17 protein-coding genes are annotated in these 21,562 nt (G+C 40.7%); 6 read left to right on the top strand and 11 right to left on the bottom strand.

The genetic code is table 11. The annotated features are described in order from the left end of the window. Positions 1–14: 14 nt before the first annotated feature. Positions 15–965, top strand: a complete 951-nt coding sequence (gene rluB / locus O1449_RS03225) for a 23S rRNA pseudouridine(2605) synthase RluB (protein ID WP_269229736.1) — start codon at positions 15–17, stop codon at positions 963–965. A gap of 57 nt (positions 966–1,022) precedes the next feature. Here rluB and O1449_RS03220 read toward each other — a convergent pair whose 3' ends face one another. From O1449_RS03220 to O1449_RS03195, 6 genes are read right to left on the bottom strand one after another with little or no spacing between them, the layout of a single operon-like run. Next, a complete protein-coding gene (locus tag O1449_RS03220) occupies positions 1,023–2,756 on the bottom strand; it encodes an ABC transporter ATP-binding protein (protein WP_269239158.1) in 1,734 nt (577 codons plus the stop codon). A gap of 13 nt (positions 2,757–2,769) precedes the next feature. Next, positions 2,770–3,912 carry an ABC transporter permease gene (locus tag O1449_RS03215; protein WP_269239157.1) on the bottom strand — a complete coding sequence of 381 codons (1,143 nt, stop codon included), beginning with the start codon at positions 3,910–3,912 and terminating at the stop codon, positions 2,770–2,772. Positions 3,913–3,922: 10 nt separating this feature from the next. After that, positions 3,923–4,861, bottom strand: coding sequence for an ABC transporter permease (locus tag O1449_RS03210; RefSeq protein WP_269239156.1), 939 nt, complete (start codon positions 4,859–4,861; stop codon positions 3,923–3,925). 12 nt (positions 4,862–4,873) lie between these two features. Next, positions 4,874–6,892 carry a M3 family metallopeptidase gene (locus tag O1449_RS03205; RefSeq protein WP_269239155.1) on the bottom strand — a complete coding sequence of 673 codons (2,019 nt, stop codon included), beginning with the start codon at positions 6,890–6,892 and terminating at the stop codon, positions 4,874–4,876. Positions 6,893–6,950: 58 nt separating this feature from the next. Further along, positions 6,951–8,765 carry an ABC transporter substrate-binding protein gene (locus O1449_RS03200; protein ID WP_269239664.1) on the bottom strand — a complete coding sequence of 605 codons (1,815 nt, stop codon included), beginning with the start codon at positions 8,763–8,765 and terminating at the stop codon, positions 6,951–6,953. Between the two features lie 14 nt (positions 8,766–8,779). Then, the gene (locus O1449_RS03195; protein ID WP_269239154.1) at positions 8,780–10,564 is read right to left on the bottom strand and encodes an ABC transporter substrate-binding protein; all 1,785 of its coding nucleotides are present in this window, start codon (positions 10,562–10,564) and stop codon (positions 8,780–8,782) included. A gap of 659 nt (positions 10,565–11,223) precedes the next feature. Here O1449_RS03195 and O1449_RS03190 point away from each other — a divergent pair. The 5 genes from O1449_RS03190 (at position 11,224) to O1449_RS03170 (ending at position 16,579) form a co-directional block, all read left to right on the top strand. Continuing rightward, positions 11,224–13,923, top strand: coding sequence for a TonB-dependent receptor (locus O1449_RS03190; RefSeq protein ID WP_269239153.1), 2,700 nt, complete (start codon positions 11,224–11,226; stop codon positions 13,921–13,923). A gap of 153 nt (positions 13,924–14,076) precedes the next feature. Beyond that, positions 14,077–14,787 carry a TonB family protein gene (locus O1449_RS03185; RefSeq protein ID WP_269239152.1) on the top strand — a complete coding sequence of 237 codons (711 nt, stop codon included), beginning with the start codon at positions 14,077–14,079 and terminating at the stop codon, positions 14,785–14,787. A 42-nt stretch (positions 14,788–14,829) separates the two neighbouring features. Continuing rightward, on the top strand, positions 14,830–15,705 hold the full coding sequence (locus O1449_RS03180; protein WP_269239151.1) for a MotA/TolQ/ExbB proton channel family protein: 876 nt from the start codon (positions 14,830–14,832) through the stop codon (positions 15,703–15,705). A gap of 11 nt (positions 15,706–15,716) precedes the next feature. Continuing rightward, positions 15,717–16,145 carry an ExbD/TolR family protein gene (locus O1449_RS03175; RefSeq protein ID WP_269239150.1) on the top strand — a complete coding sequence of 143 codons (429 nt, stop codon included), beginning with the start codon at positions 15,717–15,719 and terminating at the stop codon, positions 16,143–16,145. A gap of 14 nt (positions 16,146–16,159) precedes the next feature. Further along, a complete protein-coding gene (locus tag O1449_RS03170) occupies positions 16,160–16,579 on the top strand; it encodes an ExbD/TolR family protein (RefSeq protein ID WP_269229727.1) in 420 nt (139 codons plus the stop codon). Between the two features lie 74 nt (positions 16,580–16,653). Here O1449_RS03170 and O1449_RS03165 read toward each other — a convergent pair whose 3' ends face one another. The 5 genes from O1449_RS03165 to bioA form a co-directional block, all read right to left on the bottom strand. Continuing rightward, a complete protein-coding gene (locus O1449_RS03165; RefSeq protein ID WP_269239149.1) occupies positions 16,654–17,325 on the bottom strand; it encodes a hypothetical protein in 672 nt (223 codons plus the stop codon). Positions 17,326–17,615: 290 nt separating this feature from the next. Beyond that, the gene (gene bioD / locus O1449_RS03160; protein WP_269239148.1) at positions 17,616–18,260 is read right to left on the bottom strand and encodes a dethiobiotin synthase; all 645 of its coding nucleotides are present in this window, start codon (positions 18,258–18,260) and stop codon (positions 17,616–17,618) included. Beyond that, positions 18,257–19,066, bottom strand: coding sequence for a malonyl-ACP O-methyltransferase BioC (gene bioC, locus O1449_RS03155; protein WP_269229724.1), 810 nt, complete (start codon positions 19,064–19,066; stop codon positions 18,257–18,259). The genes bioD and bioC overlap by 4 nt, the downstream gene beginning before the upstream one ends. Then, entirely contained in the window at positions 19,057–20,211 is a 1,155-nt protein-coding gene (locus tag O1449_RS03150; protein ID WP_269239147.1) for an 8-amino-7-oxononanoate synthase, read from the bottom strand. Before O1449_RS03150 ends, bioC begins: the two co-directional genes overlap by 10 nt. Next, positions 20,198–21,493, bottom strand: coding sequence for an adenosylmethionine--8-amino-7-oxononanoate transaminase (bioA, locus tag O1449_RS03145; RefSeq protein WP_269239146.1), 1,296 nt, complete (start codon positions 21,491–21,493; stop codon positions 20,198–20,200). The genes O1449_RS03150 and bioA overlap by 14 nt, the downstream gene beginning before the upstream one ends. Positions 21,494–21,562: the final 69 nt, after the last annotated feature.

Here is a 21,562-nt window from a genome sequence, read left to right as displayed (position 1 = left end):
AAGGTTGTGCTGTCATGAGTGAAAAATTACAAAAGGTTTTAGCGAGAGTCGGGTTAGGCTCACGTCGCTATATGGAGGAAGTCATTGCTGCTGGTCGCGTCAGTATCAATGGGAAAATTGCTCAAGTGGGTGAACGTATTGAACCTACAGATGAACTCCGTATCGATGGTCGTAAAGTTCAGTTTCAGATTGAAGATGAAATTCGCCGCCGTGTTCTCATTTACTATAAACCAGAGGGTGAAATTTGCTCACGCAATGATCCTGAGAAACGTCCAACTGTATTTGATCATTTACCACAAATCGCCAATGATCGTTGGGTGATGGTAGGGCGTCTGGATATTAACAGTACTGGTTTATTGTTATTCACGAATGATGGTGAACTTGCGAATCGTTTAATGCACCCTTCAAACGAAGTTGAGCGTGAATATGCGGTTCGTGTAATGGGTGAAGTCACGCCACAAATTCGCAATAACATGCTGAAAGGTGTTGAGCTTGAAGATGGTCCAGCCAAATTCGAATCATTCTCTGAAATTGGCGGTGAAGGTATCAACCGTTGGTATCAAGTTGTGGTTAAAGAAGGTCGTAATCGCGAAGTACGTCGTATCTTTGAATCACAAAGCTTAAAAGTAAGTCGCTTGTTACGTACCCGTTATGGCACTGTCATTTTGCCACGTGAATTACGTACAGGTCGTTGGATGGAATTAGATAAAACTGATATCGACAACTTAGCGAAATCAGTGGAATTAAAACCACGTCAAGGTACTGGCTTATTTGGTATGGCAAAACGTCGTACTGAAAAAATGGCAGAAAAACCATTGACTGCACGTCGTGGTGGTTATTTACGTCAACAACGCCGTGACGATGAGCAAAATCAATCACAGCAACAGCAACGTCCAAGCGGTAATGGCAACAATAACAATGGTCGTAAAACCATTGGTTTTAATAAAGGCTTTAAGAAGTTCTAATTCTTGGCTTTAAAATGAAAAAACGCTCTGATTAGAGCGTTTTTTTATGCTTGAATTTTAATGATGATGGCTTACTCCCTGCGGAATGGCATTCAGCAGTTTCTTGGTATATTCATGTTGTGGATGTAAATACAACTCATCTGAATTGGCAATTTCAACCAATTCCCCATGATTCATCACCATCACCTGATCAGAAATATATTTCACTACAGATAAATCATGCGAAATAAAGATATAACTCAAACCAAATTCATCCTGTAGGTCCTGCAATAAATTCAAAACTTGCGCCTGCACCGAAACATCCAAAGCAGAAACGGATTCATCACAGATCAAAATCTCAGGTTTTAAAGTCAGACAGCGTGCGATGGCAATCCGTTGTCGCTGACCACCTGAAAATTCATGTGGATAACGATCATAGGCTTGCGCAGGCAAACTGACTCGTTCTAACAGTTCCAATGCCATCTTTTTACGCTCGACATCATTTTGACCAATACCATGAATTCGCATTGGCTCCAATAAAATCTGCCCGATGGTAAAGCGTGGATTGAGTGAAGCATAAGGGTTCTGGAAAATAATTTGAATCTTACGCTGATACCGTGAAAATTCTTTCTCAGTCATGGCAAGAATATCTTTTCCACCAATCAAGGCTTGCCCGCCCGTCGCCTCATGTAAACGCATCAGCAATAAACCAATCGTGGTTTTACCTGAACCTGACTCGCCAACGAGACCAAGGGTTTTGCCTTTAGCCAGTTGGAAGGACACGCCTTTTACGGCCTGAAATTCCTCTCGCCCCCATAAACCTTTACGGCTATAAAACGACTTTTTCAGATCTTTAACATCAAGCACAATCGGCTCATCACCAGACAAACCACGGACACGCTGTTTCAGATTTAATTCGGACAAATGGGTTGATTCAATCAGTTGTCCATTTTCGTCCTGCTTCATAAAATCACTGGTCACAGGTAAACGGTATGGACGTGTTGAAAGTTGTGGTCGGCAGTGCAACAAAGCACGGGTATACACATCTTTCGGCTGTTCCAGCACTTGTTCAACAGCGCCACATTCACGGATTTCACCATGACGCATCACGATCACTTCATCAGCAATTTCGCCAACCAGTGCTAGATCATGGGTAATAAAAAGCATCGACATTTGATGACGTTGACGTAAGGATTCTAATAAATCAATGATCTGCTTTTGAATGGTGACATCTAATGCCGTGGTCGGTTCATCCGCAATCAATAATTTTGGTTCACAGGCGATTGCCATCGCAATCATAACCCGTTGCTGCTGACCACCAGAAAGCTGGCTTGGATAAGCATCTATTTTTGTTTCAGGTGCAGGGATACCGACTTCTCGAAGTAACTCAAGCACTCGTATTCTGGCTTGCTTGCGTCCCATGCCCAAATGAATGCACAGCACTTCGGCAATTTGATCTCCCACTGTAAAGACAGGATTCAACGAGGACATCGGCTCTTGGAAAATCATGGCAATTTCCTTACCACAGATTTTCCGAATTTCTTTTGCAGATAAATTCAGTAAATCCTTACCCTCAAAAGTAATACGACTTTGCGCTGCAATTTGACTTTGTCCTTTCGGTAATAAACCCATCACCGCCAATGAAGTCACAGACTTACCACTGCCCGACTCACCAACCAGTGCCACAGTTTTATTTTTTGGAATTGAAAATGAAATGCCTTTAACAGTTTCGATCCATTGTTTATTTTCGCCTTTAAAGCTGATCTGAAGATCGTCTACTTGTAATAGCGGTGTTTCATTTTGATGTTGCATATTTTTCTCTCCGCTATTTCAACTTAGGATCTAAAGCATCGCGCAATGCATCAGTAAACATGGAGAATGCTGTGACCAGAATAGCCATTGCAATCGATGCCGCAGCCAGTTGCCACCATTTGCCCAAAATCAATTCACTTTGTGCTTCATTCAACATACTGCCCCATGACACCACACCAACAGGAACACCAAAACCAAGGAAGCTCAGAATCACTTCAGACTTAATGAATGACACCACCAGAATCGAAATTTGAACCAACGCGATATGACTGACATTCGGAAAAATATGCACAAACATACGGCGTAAATGGCTAACACCAATGGCTTTTGCGGCAAGCACATATTCACGCGATTTGTGCTTCATATATTCAGCACGAACCAAACGAAATACCCCAGTCCAACCCGTTAGACCTAAAATCAAAACAATTGACAAAATTCCTTTTTGTTGGAGTACCGCAGCGATCGCGAGCACTAATAGCAGATAAGGAATCGAAGTGAAGATGTTATAGAACCAGTTCAGTACATCATCAATCCAACCGCCAAAATAACCTGCAATCGCGCCAAGAAAAGTACCAATCACCACCGCCAATAAAGCGGATAACAAACCGACCAGAATTGAGGTTTCAGCACCTTTAATAGTTTTGAGCAGCACATCTTGCCCCCACTTATCTGCCCCAAAAGGCAACGTGGTTTTTAACTCTTGTTTTTGATCAATTAGATGCCCACCAAGCTGTTGATCAATTTGCAGCATATCCTCTGCTAAAGGATCAACCACACCATAATTATCAATGACTGAGTTACCTTGTTGTTCAGCCTGAATTTCGGCATTGAGCTGTTGAATCACATCTTTCAATGGATCAACTGGATTTTCAGGTAATGCCGCTATCTTCTGGCTACTGTCTTTCATTTGATCTGACTCAGTATCCACCCCTAAAAATGTTGGTGGCGCGTAGCTGACGGCGACTTCTTTATTCCAATTGGAAGCAATCACGCCTGTCATTGATAACGCGAGCAAGATGAAATAAAACAGCACCACCAAGAAAGAAACCACGGCGATTCGATCTGATTTCAATCGATTCAATGCCAACTGCCAGAGTCCTGTTGATGCAGGAGATTCACTTGAGGAGGATTTGCCTTTAAAAATTGTACTGAGCATTGTCATCCTCCTATTTCAACTGTACGCGAGGATCGAGGAGCTTATAAATCAGATCGGCGATCAAGTTAAAAATCATAGTCACAACAGCGATATATACGGTAATCGCTTTAATTACAGGAAAATCACTACGCTCAACCGCAATAATAATTTCACGCCCGATACCCGGAATACCAAAGAATCGCTCAATCAGGAAAGCACCAATCAGTAAGGCAGGCAGACTAGCCATCACTTCAGTGACAATTGGAATCGATGCATTACGCAACACATGCACACTCAGTACCCGAGACTCCCCCACACCTTTGGCACGCGCAGTCCGCACATAATCTTGGTTAATTTCATCTAGGACGAAGCTTCGATATAAACGTAGCGTTGGGGCAATGCTCACCACCAACATGATTAAGATAGGTAGCAAAGAATATTGGAATAAGTTTTGACTAAACTGATCACTCCAGCCTTGTACGGGGAACCAACTGAGTTGGTATGCCAACACATACTGGAACACGATGATATACACCAAAATACTGATCGACATGCCAATAGTACACAGCATCATCACCATACGATCTGTCAGTGATCCACGAACTGAAGCAACCGCTAAAGCAAGGATAATTGAAATCACGGTTTGTAAAATCGTCAGTGGAATCAATAAAGTCAGTGAAGGCCCTAAACGGGTCAGGATAATCTGTGATACAGGCTCTCCCGTACTCCAACTCGCACCATAATCGAAAGTCAGAATCTGTTTAATAAAAATCCACAGCTGCACATAATAGGGCTGATCAACGCCCAATTGTTTACGGATGTTTTCGATTTGCTCTGGGCTAGACATTTTCCCTGCCAAAATATATGCAGGATCTCCCCCCACCCAGTTAAACAAGAAGAAAATCAGCAGAATGACGCCCAACATGGTCGGGATCATTTGCCATAGTCTACGCACGACATAAGCAAGCATAATGGCACATCCTTATTTGACCCGTTGACCTGTAATTTCACTCAAGAAAGCTTTGTTATCCGGTTCTCTGCCTAAGAAATCTTTGACCAGTTGAGCTGCATTCTTTTGGCTGCCTTGAGATAAAATCGTTTGGCGGTAACGCTGACCCACTTCTGGATTATTCAAGTTATCACCGAAAGCAGACAACATATCCAGAGCCAATACTTCAGACCACATATAACCATAGTAGCCCGCTTGATAGCCCATCAGATGTCCAAACTGCCCAGGAAATTCAGTATTCGGCACATAGCCTAGAGCGGTTGCGGATTCCATTTTTTTCCACACATCCATTGGCTGTACACTTAGTGCATCAGCGACATGCAATGCCATATCATATTGTGCATAAAGCGTTTGGCGTGCATACCCTAATCCACGTCCATAATTATGCACAGCTTTTAAACGTGCAATCAGTGCATCATCCACTCTCGGACAAGCAGGATCACAATAGTCAGCGACTTTAGATAAAGTTTCTTTACGGCGCGCCCATTCTTCATACATTTGCGATGGTGCTTCAACAAAATCACGCTCTACTGATGTTCCTGACTGACCCGAATAGCGGGTTTTTGACAAAATTCCATGTAAAGCATGCCCAAACTCATGCACAAAAGTTTCAAGCTCATTGCTGTTTAAACCTTTACGATTAAAATTAGTCACTAATACTGAAATTGGTTTACGTTTACTCAGCGTACTGCCCCCATATACGCCCCATACTGCTGCATGACCATATTTACCTTCACGTGGGAACTTATCCATATATAAGCTACCCAATATCTCACCTGTTTTTTGGTCTACAACATCGTAATATTCAACTTCTTGTTGCCACGTATCCACTTTAGCGGCTTTAAACTGAATACCATACAAATTCTCGGAAATTGCAAATAACCATTTCTGTGCGGCGAGTGTTGGGAAATAATCACGCAGTTTTTCTTGGTCAATCTGGTATTTGTCCTTGCGTAGTTTTTCGCTCCAATACCCCACATTCCAACGGTTAATTTCAGCTTTTTCCAAAGAAATATTTAGGGTTTTAGCTTTAAATACACGTAACTGCTGCACCTCTTTTTGCTCTAAAGGTGCCACGACTTTATGAACATCTGCTAAGAAGTTATTCACTGTTTTTGGTGTTTTCGCCATGCGTTTCTTTAATGCCCAGTCTGCATAACTTGGCTGACCAAATAGCTGTGCTAATTCATAACGTAAGTCAACAATCTGTTTAAGCAGGACTAAATTCTTTTCTGTACCACGACGTGTAAATGCCGTTTGATAACGTTTTCTTGCATCATCACTGTCTGAAAGTTCCATAAATGGTTGATATTCAGGATATTCAAAACCCAATAAATAATTGCCTTTATCATTTTTCTTTAAGCCTGAAATATAACTTTCAGGTAGTCCCTTTAATTCGGCTGGTGTGAATTCTAATTTTTCAGGATTGTCGCGGACATTACGAGAGAACTCTTGCGAAAGTTTGGTGAGTTCATCCAATATATGTTTTAAACGTGCTCGTTTTTCAGGCGCAAGCTGCACCCCTGTATCTTCAAATTGATCAAGAATATCTTGACGATATTTACGATCAATTGGATCTGTTGTTTTGGTATTTTTAATTCGTTGATACAATTTTGGGTTCTGATAAATTTCAGTCTGCAACTGATTGATTTTTACTTCACAATCATCAGCAGCCTTACGAAATTTCGCATCGGGATGCACATTGCTATATAAGCTAATTGGCCCAGAAAAATCCTCAAAGCTTGCCATCAATTGATCCCATTCAGCTAGAACAGGTGCAGCTGTCGATTGCGGTTGAATGGATTGTTGTTCTAATTGAGAAATACGCTGTTGTAACTTGTGTAAATTAGCATCGCACCATTCTGCACTGTAATTCAGTTTAAAAATAGGTAAAACAGCAGATGTGCTTACTGCCCACACGCCTTGACTCATCCCTGTGATCGCCATAGATAACAGACATAGTGTCGATCGTTTCAACATTTTTTTCGCCATTATTCTCTCCAATTTAATTCATCAATCATTTGGGTTTCTTGCGAACCCTTTTATAGGACTAAGGTTGCTTATCTTGCATATCAATGTACATCCACTCTGCGGGCAGAATCGGATGCTTTTTATAGCCAATCACTCGAGGTTGAGCCACGACAGTACGGTAACGGGTCGATATGAATTGTACAGGCGCATAAAACTCTAAAAGACGTGACATTTTGCGATATAACAAATTCCGTTCAGGACCATCAGCAAGTTTCAATGACTGTTCATATAAACGATCATATTCTGGCAATTTAAAACAAGTATGGTTGGTGGCATGAATATTATTGCCATAAAACAACTGCACAAAGTTGTCTGCATCAGGATAGTCTGCAATCCAAGCGGAAGCTTTAAACATGGTTTTACATTGTTTTTCAGCCTTTAAACCTTCTGCAAAAGGCACAGGTTTAGAGACCATATTGACTTTGATATTGGCTAATTCTTTCTTTAACAGTTCTGCCATCTGCATACTGCGTGCACTGCTACTGGATGGCATAAACTCAATCACCAGTGGCTTGCCATTCGGCAACATCCGCCAACCATCTTTGCCCACTTTGTAGTTATAACGATCTAGTAATAAATTTGCTGCTTTGACGGAATACGGAATGCTGCTTCTATAATTGGGATCATGCCCCGCGATACCATAAGGAATCGGCGATTCTAAATTTTTGGCGTTCCCTTTGGCTAAAATGTTGATAAATTTCTCTTTAGAGGTTGCCATCGCCATTGCACGGCGTAAAGCAATTTTCTCTTTACTCACGCCACCGACCACAGGGTTTTGTATATTCCAATACAAATAATCAATCGAAGGGTCAGCAATACGTGAAAGTTGAATCCCTTTTTTTGCCAACTCTGGCTTTAACTGACCATCTTTTAAAGCTTGTGCAGGTAATTCACCATCTAAAGTAAATATATCTAGCCCATCTTTTTGGAAAGATAACCATCCTGACTGTGATTCTTCAATCACTTGAATATCAACCACACCAATCTGCGGCATTTTTTTGCCTTGCATTTGCTTTACGATTTTCTGATCTTCAGGATGGGTCGCTTTAAAATTCCATGTATAACCGCGATAATCAGGATTTGCTTTCAAAATAATACGCGAGCCTGGTGTCCATTGTACGAGAACATAAGGCCCTGTCCCTACAGGATGTCCCATCGCATAGCCTGCTTTATCACGATAATGTTCAATCACTTCACGCGCGACTGCACCCGTTGGTTGATGTGCAAGTAGCATTGGAAAATTATAATTTGGCTCTTTTAATCGAATCACCAAAGTATAACGATCTGGTGTTTGTAGCCCTGCAATCGGCTGATCGTAATTAAATTTTCCATTTTTCGCTGCTTGCTGGATAGCACTATCTATTCCTGAGATACGTCCATCAAACAACCAACTGTTGGGTGAATGTAGATTTGGATCAAGCAAACGTTTAAAAGAATAGGCATAGTCTGTTGCAGTTAATTCTCTCGCTTTGCCTTTAAATACAGGATCAGGGGTGAAATAAATTCCTTTTTTTATTCGAATGGTATAGGTCAAACCATCGGTACTCACTTCTGGCAAAGCCACCGCCGTATTTGGAACGAGTTTTGCGGGTGAAGCTAAATAATCATAGGTATATAATGTTTCAAACACTGAATACAAAATATGTGCTGAATATAAATCTTGTACAGCAACAGGATCAAATCCAGTCTCAGCTACGGGAAAAGCATAACGTAACACTTTTTTTGGATCGGCAGGGCTTTTCGCTTCTGTAATCGTTACCCCTAGACTTAATGTTGTCCCCAATAACAGCACCAGACTAGTCCGTTGCATCGAAAGTTTAAAATTTTGCTTCATCATAAACACATCACTTATTTTTGATTGGGTGGAACAATATCTAAGTATTGCCAGTTGGTATTCATAATTGGATGAGCTTTAAATCCCTGCACATCAGGTTGAATCAACCAGTTCCGAATCCTTGTATCTTGTAAAATCCACGTTCCATCTGCTTCAATTTGGCGACTCATTTTTTCATAGAATGGCATACGTTTTTCAGGGGCTTGCTGCATTGCCTGTTTATATAAATTGTCATAAGCAGCTGACTGATAACAGGATTGATTACCACGACCAACATTCGGACCATAAAGCAATTGCGTGAAATTTTCACCCTCTGGATAATCCGCATGCCATGCTCCACTCCACATCATGTATTGACACTGGGTTGCGGCTTTTAAGTTATCGGCAAAATTACTGACTTTAAAGTCTGCCCGAATCCCGATTGCATCTAGATTTTTCTTCCACAATTCAGAATACATCACGGAAGCTGTACCACTCTCGGTATTTATTTTTAAGGTTAAAGGCTTGCCATTGGGCAGATTACGATAGCCATCTGGGCCTTTTTTATAGCCGAAATGATCCAGTAATTTATTGGCTAAAACAGGATTGTAACCAATGCTACTGCGATAATTCGGGTTATGACCATTAATGCCTGCAGGTACCAGCATTTCAGCCTTAACCGCCTGACCTTTTCTTAAGATACGAATATATTCATTGACATTAAAAGACATGGCGATGGCACGTCTTAACGCAATTTTATCTAGGCTATTCCCACCAACAACAGGATCACGCATATTCAACATTGAATAGGTGATCTCTGCCTCTTTATTGGCATACAAACGTATACCCTGCTTTTGCATTTCTGCTTTTAACTGATTATTTTGATCAAGCACTTTAGGAATTGCACTTGAAGTGACCTTATCAAAATCCAGTTGTTTGGACTGAAAAGCGAGCCAACGTGATTGTTCTTCTTCGATAATGCTGATATTGACTTTGCCAATTTGCGGCATTTTCTTGCCACTCATTTCTTTAACTAGCAGGTTATCCCACGCCGTGCCTGTCGATTTAAAATTCCAGACAAAACCGCGATAATCAGGATTTGCAACTAATTCGATCTTGCTGCGGGGTATATATTTGCTCAGCATATAAGGCCCTGTTCCCACAGGATGCATGCCTAACTGATCTTTATAATATTCAACCACTTCTCTAGCCGTCGCTCCAAATGTGCTATAGGCAAGAATATAAGGAAAATTATAATCAGGTTGGGTCAGCTTAAATTGAATTGTATATTTATCTAATGCTTTTACACCTTCAATCTTGGCATCATAGTTAAATGTGCCCGTTTTTTTGGCTTGGTCCACCAGTGCATTTGCACCAACAATTTTATTATCAATAAAAGAAAATGCTGAGGCATGATTTTTAGGATCTAATATCCGCTTAATGGAATAGACATAATCCTCTGCAACCAGCTCTCTGCGTTTACCTTTAAATGCAGGATCATCGGTAAAATAAATCCCTGGCTTTATTTTAAATATATAAACCTGACCATTTTTTTCAATCACAGGTAGGCTTTCTGCTGTAGATGGAACCAATTTTACTGGGTTAGCGAGATAATCGTATTGAAGCAATCTTTCAAAAATTACATCGGCGACATTTCCGCTGTAAAAATTAAAAGTTTTAACCATATCAAAACCATCATCTGGGGCTTCAAAAGCAACACGGAGTACTTTATCTGCCTGAGCAGGTGTTTTTGCATACCCCATCGGCATAAATGCAATAACGGTTGATAATACAGTGACCGTAAAAAAAGTTGACTTCAAATCAGTGCTCACATCATCGTTTTTTAATAAATACTAGACTTTTGCATAGCATTCAACACTACAACCATTTCCCTTTCAGCGTGTCTCATTCCAACTTTTTATTAAAAAATCATTTATTTAATGATTTTTACCAGTTGGAAAAATTAAGTTAAAAGAAAAACCCCCTTAAAGATCGAAAATTACCTTGCTAATTTCATGCCACTTTTCAAATAAAAAAATTATGTTTAATTTTTAATCAAAATGTATTATTAGCAGATCTAGTTTTCACGCATCTTAAATAAAAGTAACTTTATGCCAAATCATATTTTTATATATTATTTTCCATTTCAATGAAATAAAAATAATAAAACATTTGTTTTATAACAATAAAATATGATTTGCACCACAAAAAAGCAAAAATAAAATTTTATGATTCATTTTAATGCATTATAAAACCATACTTCATTTGGAACTTTATGTTAACCAATCCACATTTAGAATTACTTCAATATTTTTAATATTTAGTAAAAATATGAAAAGCTTATATATAAAAACTAAAACACTTTTACACATTTTATTCTACATTAAGCGAAATCTAAAAATAGGGTTTGGCACAGCTCTTGCTAAAACGGATTTATTGAATTTTTAGAGTGGCAATCCATTTAGGGGTTAAATAATCAATGAAAAAAGCCAACTTCGCTCAACCAACTGCTCTGCCAAAAGCGAGCAAAACCATACTTAAACTCAGTACGCTCAGTTTAAGTATGCTGTGTTTAACCATAGCTCATGCTGCTGAGGCCGAATCGCCTTCCGAGGAAAAAGCAGCCAAAGTCGTAAAAGTTGCTGTTACAGGTTCATCCATCAAAGGCGTTGCAGCCCAGAGCGCGTCTCCCATTACCATTGTCAAAGTAGACGAGATTCTGAAACAAGGGGTGACTACGACAGAAGAAGCACTGACCAAAATTACTGCCAACCAAGCTGGTTTTGTTACTTCACAAAACGTCGGGCGTTCTGGCACAGCAGGAGCAACAGCCAATTTACGAGGCGTTGGTGAAAATAAGACTTTGATTTTACTCAATGGTCGCCGTTTGGCTGCAAGTGCATTTGATAGTGGTGTGACTAATTTAAATATCATTCCCCTCGCTATGCTAGAACGTATCGAAATCGTCCGTGATGGTGCTTCTGCAATTTATGGTACGGATGCAATTGGTGGGGTTATTAACTTCATCACCAAAAAACAATTCACTGGACTAAATATCAGTGGTGGTCTTACTCAACCTGAACACAAAGGTGGTGATACCCAAGACTTCAGTATTTTTGGTGGTTATGGTGACCTTGAAGATAATGGTTTTAATGTATTTGGTGTGGTTGATTATCGCCATGGCAATGACATCATGGCTAAAGATAGAAAGGTTAGTGCAAAAGGCAGCCTGATTCCCGAACTTGGTCTTGATGCACGAAGTTCAGCCTCTTTTCCTGCCAATTTCGTTGATTCTAAAAATGGAGCCAGTGGAAATCCTTATGCAGCAACGGGCTGTGGAGGTTATGCAGGTACTGAAGCGCTTGATAAAATTTGCCTATTAAACACCCAAAACCTGATTGGAATCGTACCGAAAACAGAAGATATTTCGGCAATGGGTCGTTTAACACTGAAGCTAAATGATAGCTTCAACGCTATTGGTGAATATGTTTATGCCAATAACAAGGTCTCAACCTCAGTCGCACCTGATGTCTATAACGGCAATAATAAAGTCTCAATTAGCAAGAATAGTAAGTATTATCCTGGGAATGGTTTAGTACCCACTGTTGCGGGCCTCAGTGGTGAACCACTTCTACTCTCACTCCGCTCACAAGCCGGCAATCGCATCAGTGATACCGAGAATGAATCTCACCGAGTTTTTGCAGGTATTGAAGGTGAAGCATATGGTTGGGATATCAATACAGGTGTCAGCTATGCACGCAGTGCCGTCACCGAGACAGCAAGCAGTGGATATTTAGATAAAGCTGCCGTGCAATCCGCTTTAGATGCTGGCCAACTTAATCCATTTGGTCCACAGGCAGCTGGAGATGATCCAAATCTTTGGAACAAACTCTCACTTTCAGGAGATTATAACAAAGCAAAATTAGAATCGAGTACAGTCGATTTTACTGCAAGCCGACCAATTTATACCTTACCTGCTGGTGATGTAGGTTTCGCATTTGGCGGCAGTTTCCGCCATGACAAGTGGGATTCTACTGTAAATTCAGATCTCGCTGCTCGTTTACCAAGCGTTGGGACTGATCCAAACAATCCACATCAGGAAGGCAAGCGCGATATTTCATCGGTATTTACCGAACTACAAATCCCATTACATAAAACGTTAGAAGCACAAATTGCAGCGCGCTACGACAACTATAGTGATGTCGGTGATACCTTTAATCCAAAAGTTGCTTTACGTTGGGAACCACTTAAACAACTAATGTTCCGTACTTCATATAGTACAGGCTTCCGCGCACCAACCTTATATGAAATCAATAAAACCAATAGTCGAACTTTATCACCAAGTAACAGTGACCCAATTTTATGTCCAGGGGGCAAAGCTACCCCTGATGGTAGTCAGGCTCGTGACTGTGATCAGCAGTTTGATCGTATGCAAGGTGGTAACAAAGAGTTAGAGCCTGAAAAATCGACGTCGATCACAGCAGGTTTTGTACTTGAACCAATCAAAAACCTTGTGTTCTCTCTAGATTACTACAATGTCGAAGTTAAAAATCAAATCTCGGCACTTGAAGCATCGACCATTTTTGAAAACCCAGATAAATATAAAGACAAATTTGTTCGTAAAGCAGATGGTTCAATCGACTATATCATTACAACTATGCAGAACATGGGCAATTTAAAAACCCAAGGTTTTGATGTCAGCCTGAACTATTTAACTCCTGTCACATCAACTGGTCGTTTTGGCTTTGGAATTGATGGAACCTATGTCACCAAATACGAATATCAAAATGAAAAAAATGGTGAGTGGATCAGCAGTTTAGGTGTTTACAAGGATGATGGACCAACCATTCGTTGGAAGCATGTCGCAAATCTTAACTGGAGCTATGAAGACTGGTCACTCAACTTCCAACAGCAATTTACACGCGGCTATAAAGATCAAAACTCAGAAAATCTTGATGACGGTTATAAGAATCATCGTGTCAGTGACTATACCCTTTATAACGTTTCGGGCACATACCGTGGTTTCAAAAATCTGGATTTAACACTCGGTATTAAAAATATCTTTGATGAAGAACCAACAGCATCCAACACCTTGGAGAATTTCCAGTATGGCTATGACCCACGTTTTGGTGATGTAACAGGTCGAACTTACTTCGCCCGCGGTACTTATAAATTTTAATGTGTTTCGCCACTACGACATGATGTTCCTTCTGTTGTAGTGGTTCACCGTAATCCTCTGATTCATCAAAAATTAAAGCGGTTAGTATCAATTTTTAATTGATCCCTTCCTCCAAACGACGATGAATCCATGATTACAATTTCAGGAGTATTTATGGGCATCCCCTTTTCTGAGAGTGAAAATCAACCTGCCAAACGCCTTGTCGGTATTGGTCTGGTGTTATTTCTACATCTCATTATCGCCTATATTCTGATGACAAGTTTAGCGACAGAATTTAGCAAGCCCGTCGACAAACCTGTAGAACTACAGATTATTCAGGACATCAAACCACCTCCAAAACCTGAGGAACCAAAACCTAAAGAAAAGCCACCCGAGCCACCGAAAATGGTCGAAAAAGTGGCCAAGATGCCTGATCCACCTAAACAGGTCGAGAAAGTTACACCTGTGCAAAAACCAGCACCTACACAACCGACTAAAACTTCAGTGACAACGCCCGCACATGTCACAGCAGCTTCTCCAAGTCCTAGCCCTGTTGCCGCACCAGTTGCAAATACTGCTCCCCCAGCACCTGCAAAACCTGCTGGTATTTCACGTGGGGTTTCCGAAGGAGAAGCGGGATGTCAGAAACCAGAATACCCTCGTGAAGCCTTGATGAATGAAGAAGAAGGTACAGTGCGTATTCGTGTGCTGGTTGATGGTTCAGGCAAAGTCATTGACTCAAAAGTCAAGAAATCAAGCGGCAGTAAAAGCTTAGATAAGGCGGCTATTAAAGCGTATAGCCTGTGTACTTTTAAAGCAGCAATGAAAGACGGTGTACCACAACAAGAATGGTACGAGATCGAATATCCATTCACGATTTCTTAATGCATATAGAAGTGAATTAAACAATTTTTTGGAGAATTTAAAATGAATAAAACTGTAAAAAAACTCTCTCGAATCGCAGCAATTGGCCTCATCGCAGGTACGACCTTACTTCCAGTTGCAAGCGTGTGGGCGGATGAAACCACGCAAACCACAGCAGTAACGACTGTAGCAACTGATACCGCAGCACAAGCCGCACCAACACCGCCACCCTTGCCTGCAACTGTTGAGAAAGTACATAACCCTTATGGCTTAGAAGCCCTTTGGCGCGAAGGTGACTTGGTCGCAAAATCAACATTATTTATCTTGGTACTAATGTCGATTGGAACGTGGTACATCATTCTGTCGAAAGTGTTCCAACAAAGTAAAATTAAACGCCATGGCACAGAAGCTGAACGCCATTTTTGGGAAGCGGAGTCTTTAAATAGCGCTGCAGAAAGTTTAAATAGCAATAGCAGCTACCGTTATATTGCTGAAAAAGGCATTCGCTCAACCAAACATCACGATGGCACTTTATTAGAACGTATTGATTTCAACACATGGGTAACGATTTCGATTCAACGTGCGATTGATAAAGTACAAAGCCATTTAGGTAATGGTTTGGCATTTCTCGCAACAGTAGGTTCAACTGCACCTTTCGTTGGTTTATTTGGAACAGTTTGGGGGATTTATCACGCGCTCACCGCGATTGGTATTTCAGGCCAAGCATCAATTGATAAAGTCGCAGGTCCTGTGGGTGAAGCATTAATCATGACGGCAATTGGTTTAGCTGTCGCTGTACCCGCGGTACTTGGTTATAACTGGCTGACTCGCCGCAATAAAGCAGTCATGGATAATGTCCGTTCATTTGGTTCAGACCTGCATGCCGTATTACTCAGCGGTGACTTAAACAGTAATCACCCAAACCGTGATTCTAAATAAGGAACACCATTATGGGCATGATGATTAATTCAGATCAAAGTGATGATGATGTCATCGGGACGATTAACACGACTCCACTCGTCGACATCATGCTGGTGCTGCTGATTATCTTTTTAATCACAGTTCCAGTGGTCACACACACTGTTCCAGTAAAACTACCTGAAGAAAAAAATACACCTTATGCCACCACACCACAAAATATCCAGCTTTCCGTCAATAAAACGGGGGATATTTTCTGGAATGAACAACACGTTGCAAATAAAGAAACGTTACTTGCCCGTTTACAAGCTGAAGCGCAAAAACATCCGCAGCCTGAGGTTCATATTCGTGGCGATCAACAGACACATTATGAAGCGATAGATCAGGTGATCAGCACAACACAGCAAGCAGGGATTGGCAAAATCGCTTTTGTTACGACTCCCCCTGCTTCTACACCATAATAGGAGAATCACACATGGGTATGAATGTGGGTTCGAAAAATGAAGAAGAAGATGTGATGCTTGACGTCAACATGACACCGCTGATTGATGTCATGTTGGTGCTGCTGATTATGTTCATTATCACCATCCCAATTCCAAACAACGCCATTAACATTAATTTGCCAAATGGCACACCACCACCGCCAACAGATCAGAAGCCACCTGAAACCATCAATTTACGGGTTGATGCGCAAGGGCATATTTTTTGGAATGATCAAGCTGTTGCTGATCGCCAAGCGTTGAAGGTTTTGTTTGAATCTGTTGCGCAAAAAGCTGATCAGGATCAGATCAAGTTTAAACCTGATGCTCAAGCTGAATATAAGAATATCGCGATGGTGATGGCACTCGCTCAACAGAGCAATGTAACCAAAATCGGTATCGTCAGTAATAACTAAATAATAAAAACAAAAAATTAATCAGATAACTACAATTTTACTCCTGCGCTAACAAGTTCGCTTGTTAGCTTTTTTTATTTTATTTCATTGATGACAACAGGAATAAGCTTACTGCTCACCTTATAGCCTTGTGGTTTGTTATTACATGCATCTCCGGTTACTGTCGTTCGAATCACATAAGGTGAATAAGGCATCACATTTAAATAGCCTGAATTTTCCCGCCCTGTGCGACAATCTTCTTCTCCTAACTTTTCATCATAGCGCCCACCATAAGAAGATTCTTCGACCTCTGTAATCAGTTTACTCGTCCATTGATTGAAATAAACCAAGCTTTTACTCGACTCGACTGTCCCTTGTCCTGAACCTGCACTTTCAATTTCGATCAGTTGAATCGGTTTGCCTTTATAAACGGTTGAATGCACTTTAAAGCTATTCGATTGGCCACCAAACTCCTTTAAAATTCGAGATTGTTTTAATTTTGGACGAGTTAATACATAACCAGCCCAAAAATTACGTCCTGCATTTTCAAAACTCACACCCGATAAATAGGCTTCTTCTCCTGAGATCAGTTTTACGGCTTCGGTCGAATCAATCTGAATGGCTTGAGGAGGATTGGCATTTGAATCTTGTAAATTAGTGATCCAACTGATAATGGTTTTATCTGGAGGTACAGCAGCGTGAGATACTGAAACTGTTATGAAGAACCCACATAAAATGGATAAAACTAATTTCTTATTCTTGTTCATTCTTGACCTTGCTTTTATTTAACAGAAATTCTCACATGAAATATGATACTCGGAAACGTCATCCACAACCTGCGTGAATTTTGCAATATATTGTTTCTGCGAAATAATAAAAACAAAACCCACAAGAGAACAGGTTTTGTGGATGACAATGCCTTTGCCTACTTTGGGCGAAACCAAAGTAGGGCGAACCGCAGGTTTAACCTAAATTTGGCTTTAACGGAGTATGACTCCGTTAAAGAAGCTAGACAATTATTTCAATAAGTTAGTATTTATTCTAAGCAAAATTTAAGTTAATTAAACTTTTCCAATTCAATCCATTGAGCATCAGGAAAATGCTTTGCCAAATAAGCCTTTAAATAATCCGCTGTATCTTTAGAAATAAGTGGATCTTTCGATTCATCTTTTAAGTTATATACCAAAGCATGCAAACTCAAACCATGCTGCTTTAATGCCTCTAAACTCAATAAAGTATGATTAATACTGCCCAAACGTCCTGAAGTCACCAAAATCACAGGAAATTGATGCTGAGCGATATAATCAATGGTCAACAATTCTGTGGTTAAAGGCACCATCAAACCACCTGCACCTTCCAACAGTACCACCTCAAATCGCTGCGCCAATTCTTTGGTCGCTGCTTCGATCTTGGCAAAATCCAGATCACGTCCATCCAAACGTGTGGCTAAATGCGGTGAGGCTGGATAAGTAAAAATCTCAGGCATGGTCAGCTTTTCATGATCTTCCTGAAACCAACCCATTCCCATAATTTCACGGTGTTTTTCAATATCTTCCGAGATATCTACATTGCCAGTTTGTACCAACTTCTGAGTAATGACACGCTGTCCCTGTTCGGTCCAAAGTTTGGCGAGATAACCTGTGGCATAAGTTTTACCAATTTCAGTATCAATACCACTGACAAAATAAATTGCTGCACTCATGCTGCTCTCCGCGCGATCACATAAATCGGATGATAAGTCAGGCGAAAACCCTGCTCATCATAAAACTGTTGATAATCTGAATAAAATTGCTGCAAGGATTGTTTCGTCCAGCGATGCGATTTCGATGTTGCTGTTACACCTGTCGCTTTTAGATGATGCAGAACTAATTTAGGATCATCAAAATATAGATGTTTTTGCTCTTCTTGTATAAACACAATCTCAAAGCCACTCTCTTCAAGTTTCTGTTTCAATACTTCACTGGAATAATAATTTAAACCTTGTCCTGTCAGTTGCTTGATTTCAATTAAATTGTTTTCACCAAATGTAGAGAAACCCAAATAGCCTTTCGGTTTTAAAGCATCATAAATTCGTTGTAATAATGCAGGTAGATCAGTCATCCATTGCAAAGCGGAACTCGAAATCACCGCATCTAATCCAGATGGTAATTTAAGCTGCTCAATATCACCGATCAACCAATCAACCTTAGGTCTCCCCTTAATAAAAGGGTGAGAAGTATCACTTCGCAAGTGAGGGGATTTAAAATTTGAAAAATGCTGATCTACATCCTCATAAAGATCATTTAAAAATAATTGATCAAACTGAAAATGAGTATGAAATAAATGCGTTAAATTGCCTGAACCGCAACCGATTTCAAGTACGGATGGCAAAGACTGTGGACAATATTGTTTAAGATATTCAAATAACTGTGCACTAATCTGTTTCTGTACCACAGCATGCTCGACATAGCTTTGCCCTGCTTTGGCAAAACGTTGGGCAACCAGTGCTTTATTGATGCTCACAAACACTCCACCAATTGTTCCAATTCGTTTTTTCGCACCAAAGAAGTTAAAGAAATACGCAAGCGTGAACTATTTTGTGGCACTGTTGGTGGGCGTACTGGCATAGCATAAAAACCTTGTTGTTGTACATAGCGTGCTTTTTCAATGGCCGCTTGGCTTTCACCCAAGATAATTGGAATGATATGACTGCTCGATGGGCTTGAAAAACCTTTTGCAATTACCGCTTGCTGTAAATACCGACTGATCTCGGCCAAGTGCTGACGCTGTTGCTGCATGCTCAATACTTTATTAAAAATAAAATCTGACCATGCCATCGAGATTGGAGGCAAAGCTGTACTAAAAATAAGTGGACGCATTTTATTGATCAGATAGTCACGGATGATTGAATCACAAATAATATAACCGCCAATTGAGGCAATTGCTTTACCAAAAGTCCCAACAAGGAAATCGATCTGATCCAATACACCATATTGCTCAGCACAGCCTAGACCTTGCTCCCCCCTAACCCCAATCGCATGTGCTTCATCGACATACAACATGGTTTTGACATAACGTTGTTTTAACTGCGCCAATGCAGCTAAATCCGTCTCGTCACCATCCATACTAAAAATACTTTCAGTCACCACAATGACACGTTCAATTTGCTCATCTTGATGATACTTTTGCAATAACTGTTCCAAATGCTGCAAATCATTATGACGATAACGCACATATTGAGCATTCGATAGACGAATACCATCAATCATACTGGCATGAACTAGTTTATCCGCCAAAATCACGGTTTTGCTATCACATAATGCAGGCAAAATACCGATATTCATGTGATAGCCACTATTGAACAGTAAGGCAGCACGACCAAAGGCTATGCTTAGGATATTTTCAAATTGTTCATATTCTGCAAAATTACCCGTGAGCAAGCGTGACGAAGATGAACTAAAGAGCGCTCGTTCAACTTTCAGCGTATCGAGAAATTCTTCTCTTAAACTTAAATCAGCGGCTAAGCCCAAATAATCATTGGATGCCAAATTCAACATTGTTCGATCTTGAATGGTAATCCATTTTCCCTGCTGTTGATTTGACGTAAATTGACGGAAATTCCCTTGTTGTTTGAGCTGGTCAAGCTGTTCGGCATAATGATCAAGCAAGGACATTGGCATTTACTCCTTGCATATTTTTTACCACTTCACTCATCTGTGCCAATAAATAATGGAGTTCATCATCCGTGATCACGTACGGCGGCATCACATAGACCAATTTTCCAAATGGTCGTACCCAAATACCCCGTTCAACAAACTGTTGCTGTAAGGTTTTCATGTCGACATTAGATCTTAATTCAACCACGCCAATCGCACCTAAAACCCGTACATCCGCAACGTGGTCAAGTTGGGCTAAATCGGTTAACTGTTCAGCCAGAATCTTTTCAATTCGTTGAATATTGGCTTGCCAATCCTGTTCCACCAACAGTTGAGTACTTCTTAACGCAACTGCACAAGCCAATGGATTCGCCATAAAGGTCGGGCCATGCATAAACACGCCCGCTTCACCACGACTAATGGTTTCAGCCACTTGCTTAGTCGTTAAGGTCGCAGACAGCGTCATATAACCGCCTGTTAAGCCCTTACCAATACACATGATATCTGGCTCTACTTGGGCATGTTCCCATGCAAACATTTTGCCTGTACGTCCAAAACCCGTGGCAATCTCATCAAAGATCAACAACAAATTGTACTGCTCACATAACGCCTTGGCCTGACGTAAATATTCAGGATGATAAAAACGCATTCCGCCTGCACCCTGTACAATCGGCTCTATAATCAGTGCAGCAATAGTGTCATGATGCTGCTCAATCTGCTGTTTGAGTTGCTGAATATCTTGTGGGTCCCATTCTGCATCAAAGCGACTTTGTGGCGCGGGTACAAAAATTCGATTCGGTAAACTTGTACCAAAAATTTGATGCATTCCTGTGACTGGATCACATACCGACATCGCATTCCATGTATCGCCATGATAGCCAGAACGCGTGGTAATCAAATTAGTTTTCTCAGGTTGATTCAATGCCGCCCAATATTGAACTGCCATTTTTAAGGCCACTTCTACAGCAACTGAACCTGAATCTGCATAGAAAATTTTATCTAAACTCGGCGGCGTAATTTTTAATAGTAATTTGCCTAATTCAATTGCAGGGTCATGGGTCAGACCTCCAAACATAATATGCGCCATGTTTTGCAATTGATCTGTAACTGCTTGGTTCAGTTCAGGATGGTTATAGCCATGAATCGCACACCACCATGACGACATGCCATCAACCAAAGTTCGACCATCTTCTAGTTCGATGGTTGCGCCATAAGCACGTTTGACTTTAAAGGTTGGCAATGGATTTAACATCGAAGTATAGGGATGCCATATATGTTCTAAATCAAATAAATCGGTCATCCGTTCTTACTCCTCATCCTAAGCCAATTAAATTCATGGCAGTATCTACGATCATGGAGGCGGCATGGA

The organism is Acinetobacter sp. TR3, assembly GCF_027105055.1.
In the GTDB taxonomy this organism is placed as follows: Bacteria; Pseudomonadota; Gammaproteobacteria; order Pseudomonadales; family Moraxellaceae; genus Acinetobacter.
Note: the sequence above shows the minus strand (reverse complement) of the source record. Positions and strands in the feature narration are given on the sequence as shown.

Bases quoted from the DNA above. Each gene is read 5' to 3' on its own strand.
- rluB (WP_269229736.1), top strand. From the start codon at position 15: ATGAGTGAAAAATTACAAAAGGTTTTAGCGAGAGTCGGGTTAGGCTCA.
- O1449_RS03220 (WP_269239158.1), bottom strand. From the start codon at position 2,756: ATGCAACATCAAAATGAAACACCGCTATTACAAGTAGACGATCTTCAG.
- O1449_RS03215 (WP_269239157.1), bottom strand. From the start codon at position 3,912: ATGCTCAGTACAATTTTTAAAGGCAAATCCTCCTCAAGTGAATCTCCT.
- O1449_RS03210 (WP_269239156.1), bottom strand. From the start codon at position 4,861: ATGCTTGCTTATGTCGTGCGTAGACTATGGCAAATGATCCCGACCATG.
- O1449_RS03205 (WP_269239155.1), bottom strand. From the start codon at position 6,892: ATGGCGAAAAAAATGTTGAAACGATCGACACTATGTCTGTTATCTATG.
- O1449_RS03200 (WP_269239664.1), bottom strand. From the start codon at position 8,765: ATGAAGCAAAATTTTAAACTTTCGATGCAACGGACTAGTCTGGTGCTG.
- O1449_RS03190 (WP_269239153.1), top strand. From the start codon at position 11,224: ATGAAAAAAGCCAACTTCGCTCAACCAACTGCTCTGCCAAAAGCGAGC.
- O1449_RS03185 (WP_269239152.1), top strand. From the start codon at position 14,077: ATGGGCATCCCCTTTTCTGAGAGTGAAAATCAACCTGCCAAACGCCTT.
- O1449_RS03180 (WP_269239151.1), top strand. From the start codon at position 14,830: ATGAATAAAACTGTAAAAAAACTCTCTCGAATCGCAGCAATTGGCCTC.
- O1449_RS03175 (WP_269239150.1), top strand. From the start codon at position 15,717: ATGGGCATGATGATTAATTCAGATCAAAGTGATGATGATGTCATCGGG.
- O1449_RS03170 (WP_269229727.1), top strand. From the start codon at position 16,160: ATGGGTATGAATGTGGGTTCGAAAAATGAAGAAGAAGATGTGATGCTT.
- O1449_RS03165 (WP_269239149.1), bottom strand. From the start codon at position 17,325: ATGAACAAGAATAAGAAATTAGTTTTATCCATTTTATGTGGGTTCTTC.
- bioD (WP_269239148.1), bottom strand. From the start codon at position 18,260: ATGAGTGCAGCAATTTATTTTGTCAGTGGTATTGATACTGAAATTGGT.
- O1449_RS03150 (WP_269239147.1), bottom strand. From the start codon at position 20,211: ATGTCCTTGCTTGATCATTATGCCGAACAGCTTGACCAGCTCAAACAA.
- bioA (WP_269239146.1), bottom strand. From the start codon at position 21,493: ATGACCGATTTATTTGATTTAGAACATATATGGCATCCCTATACTTCG.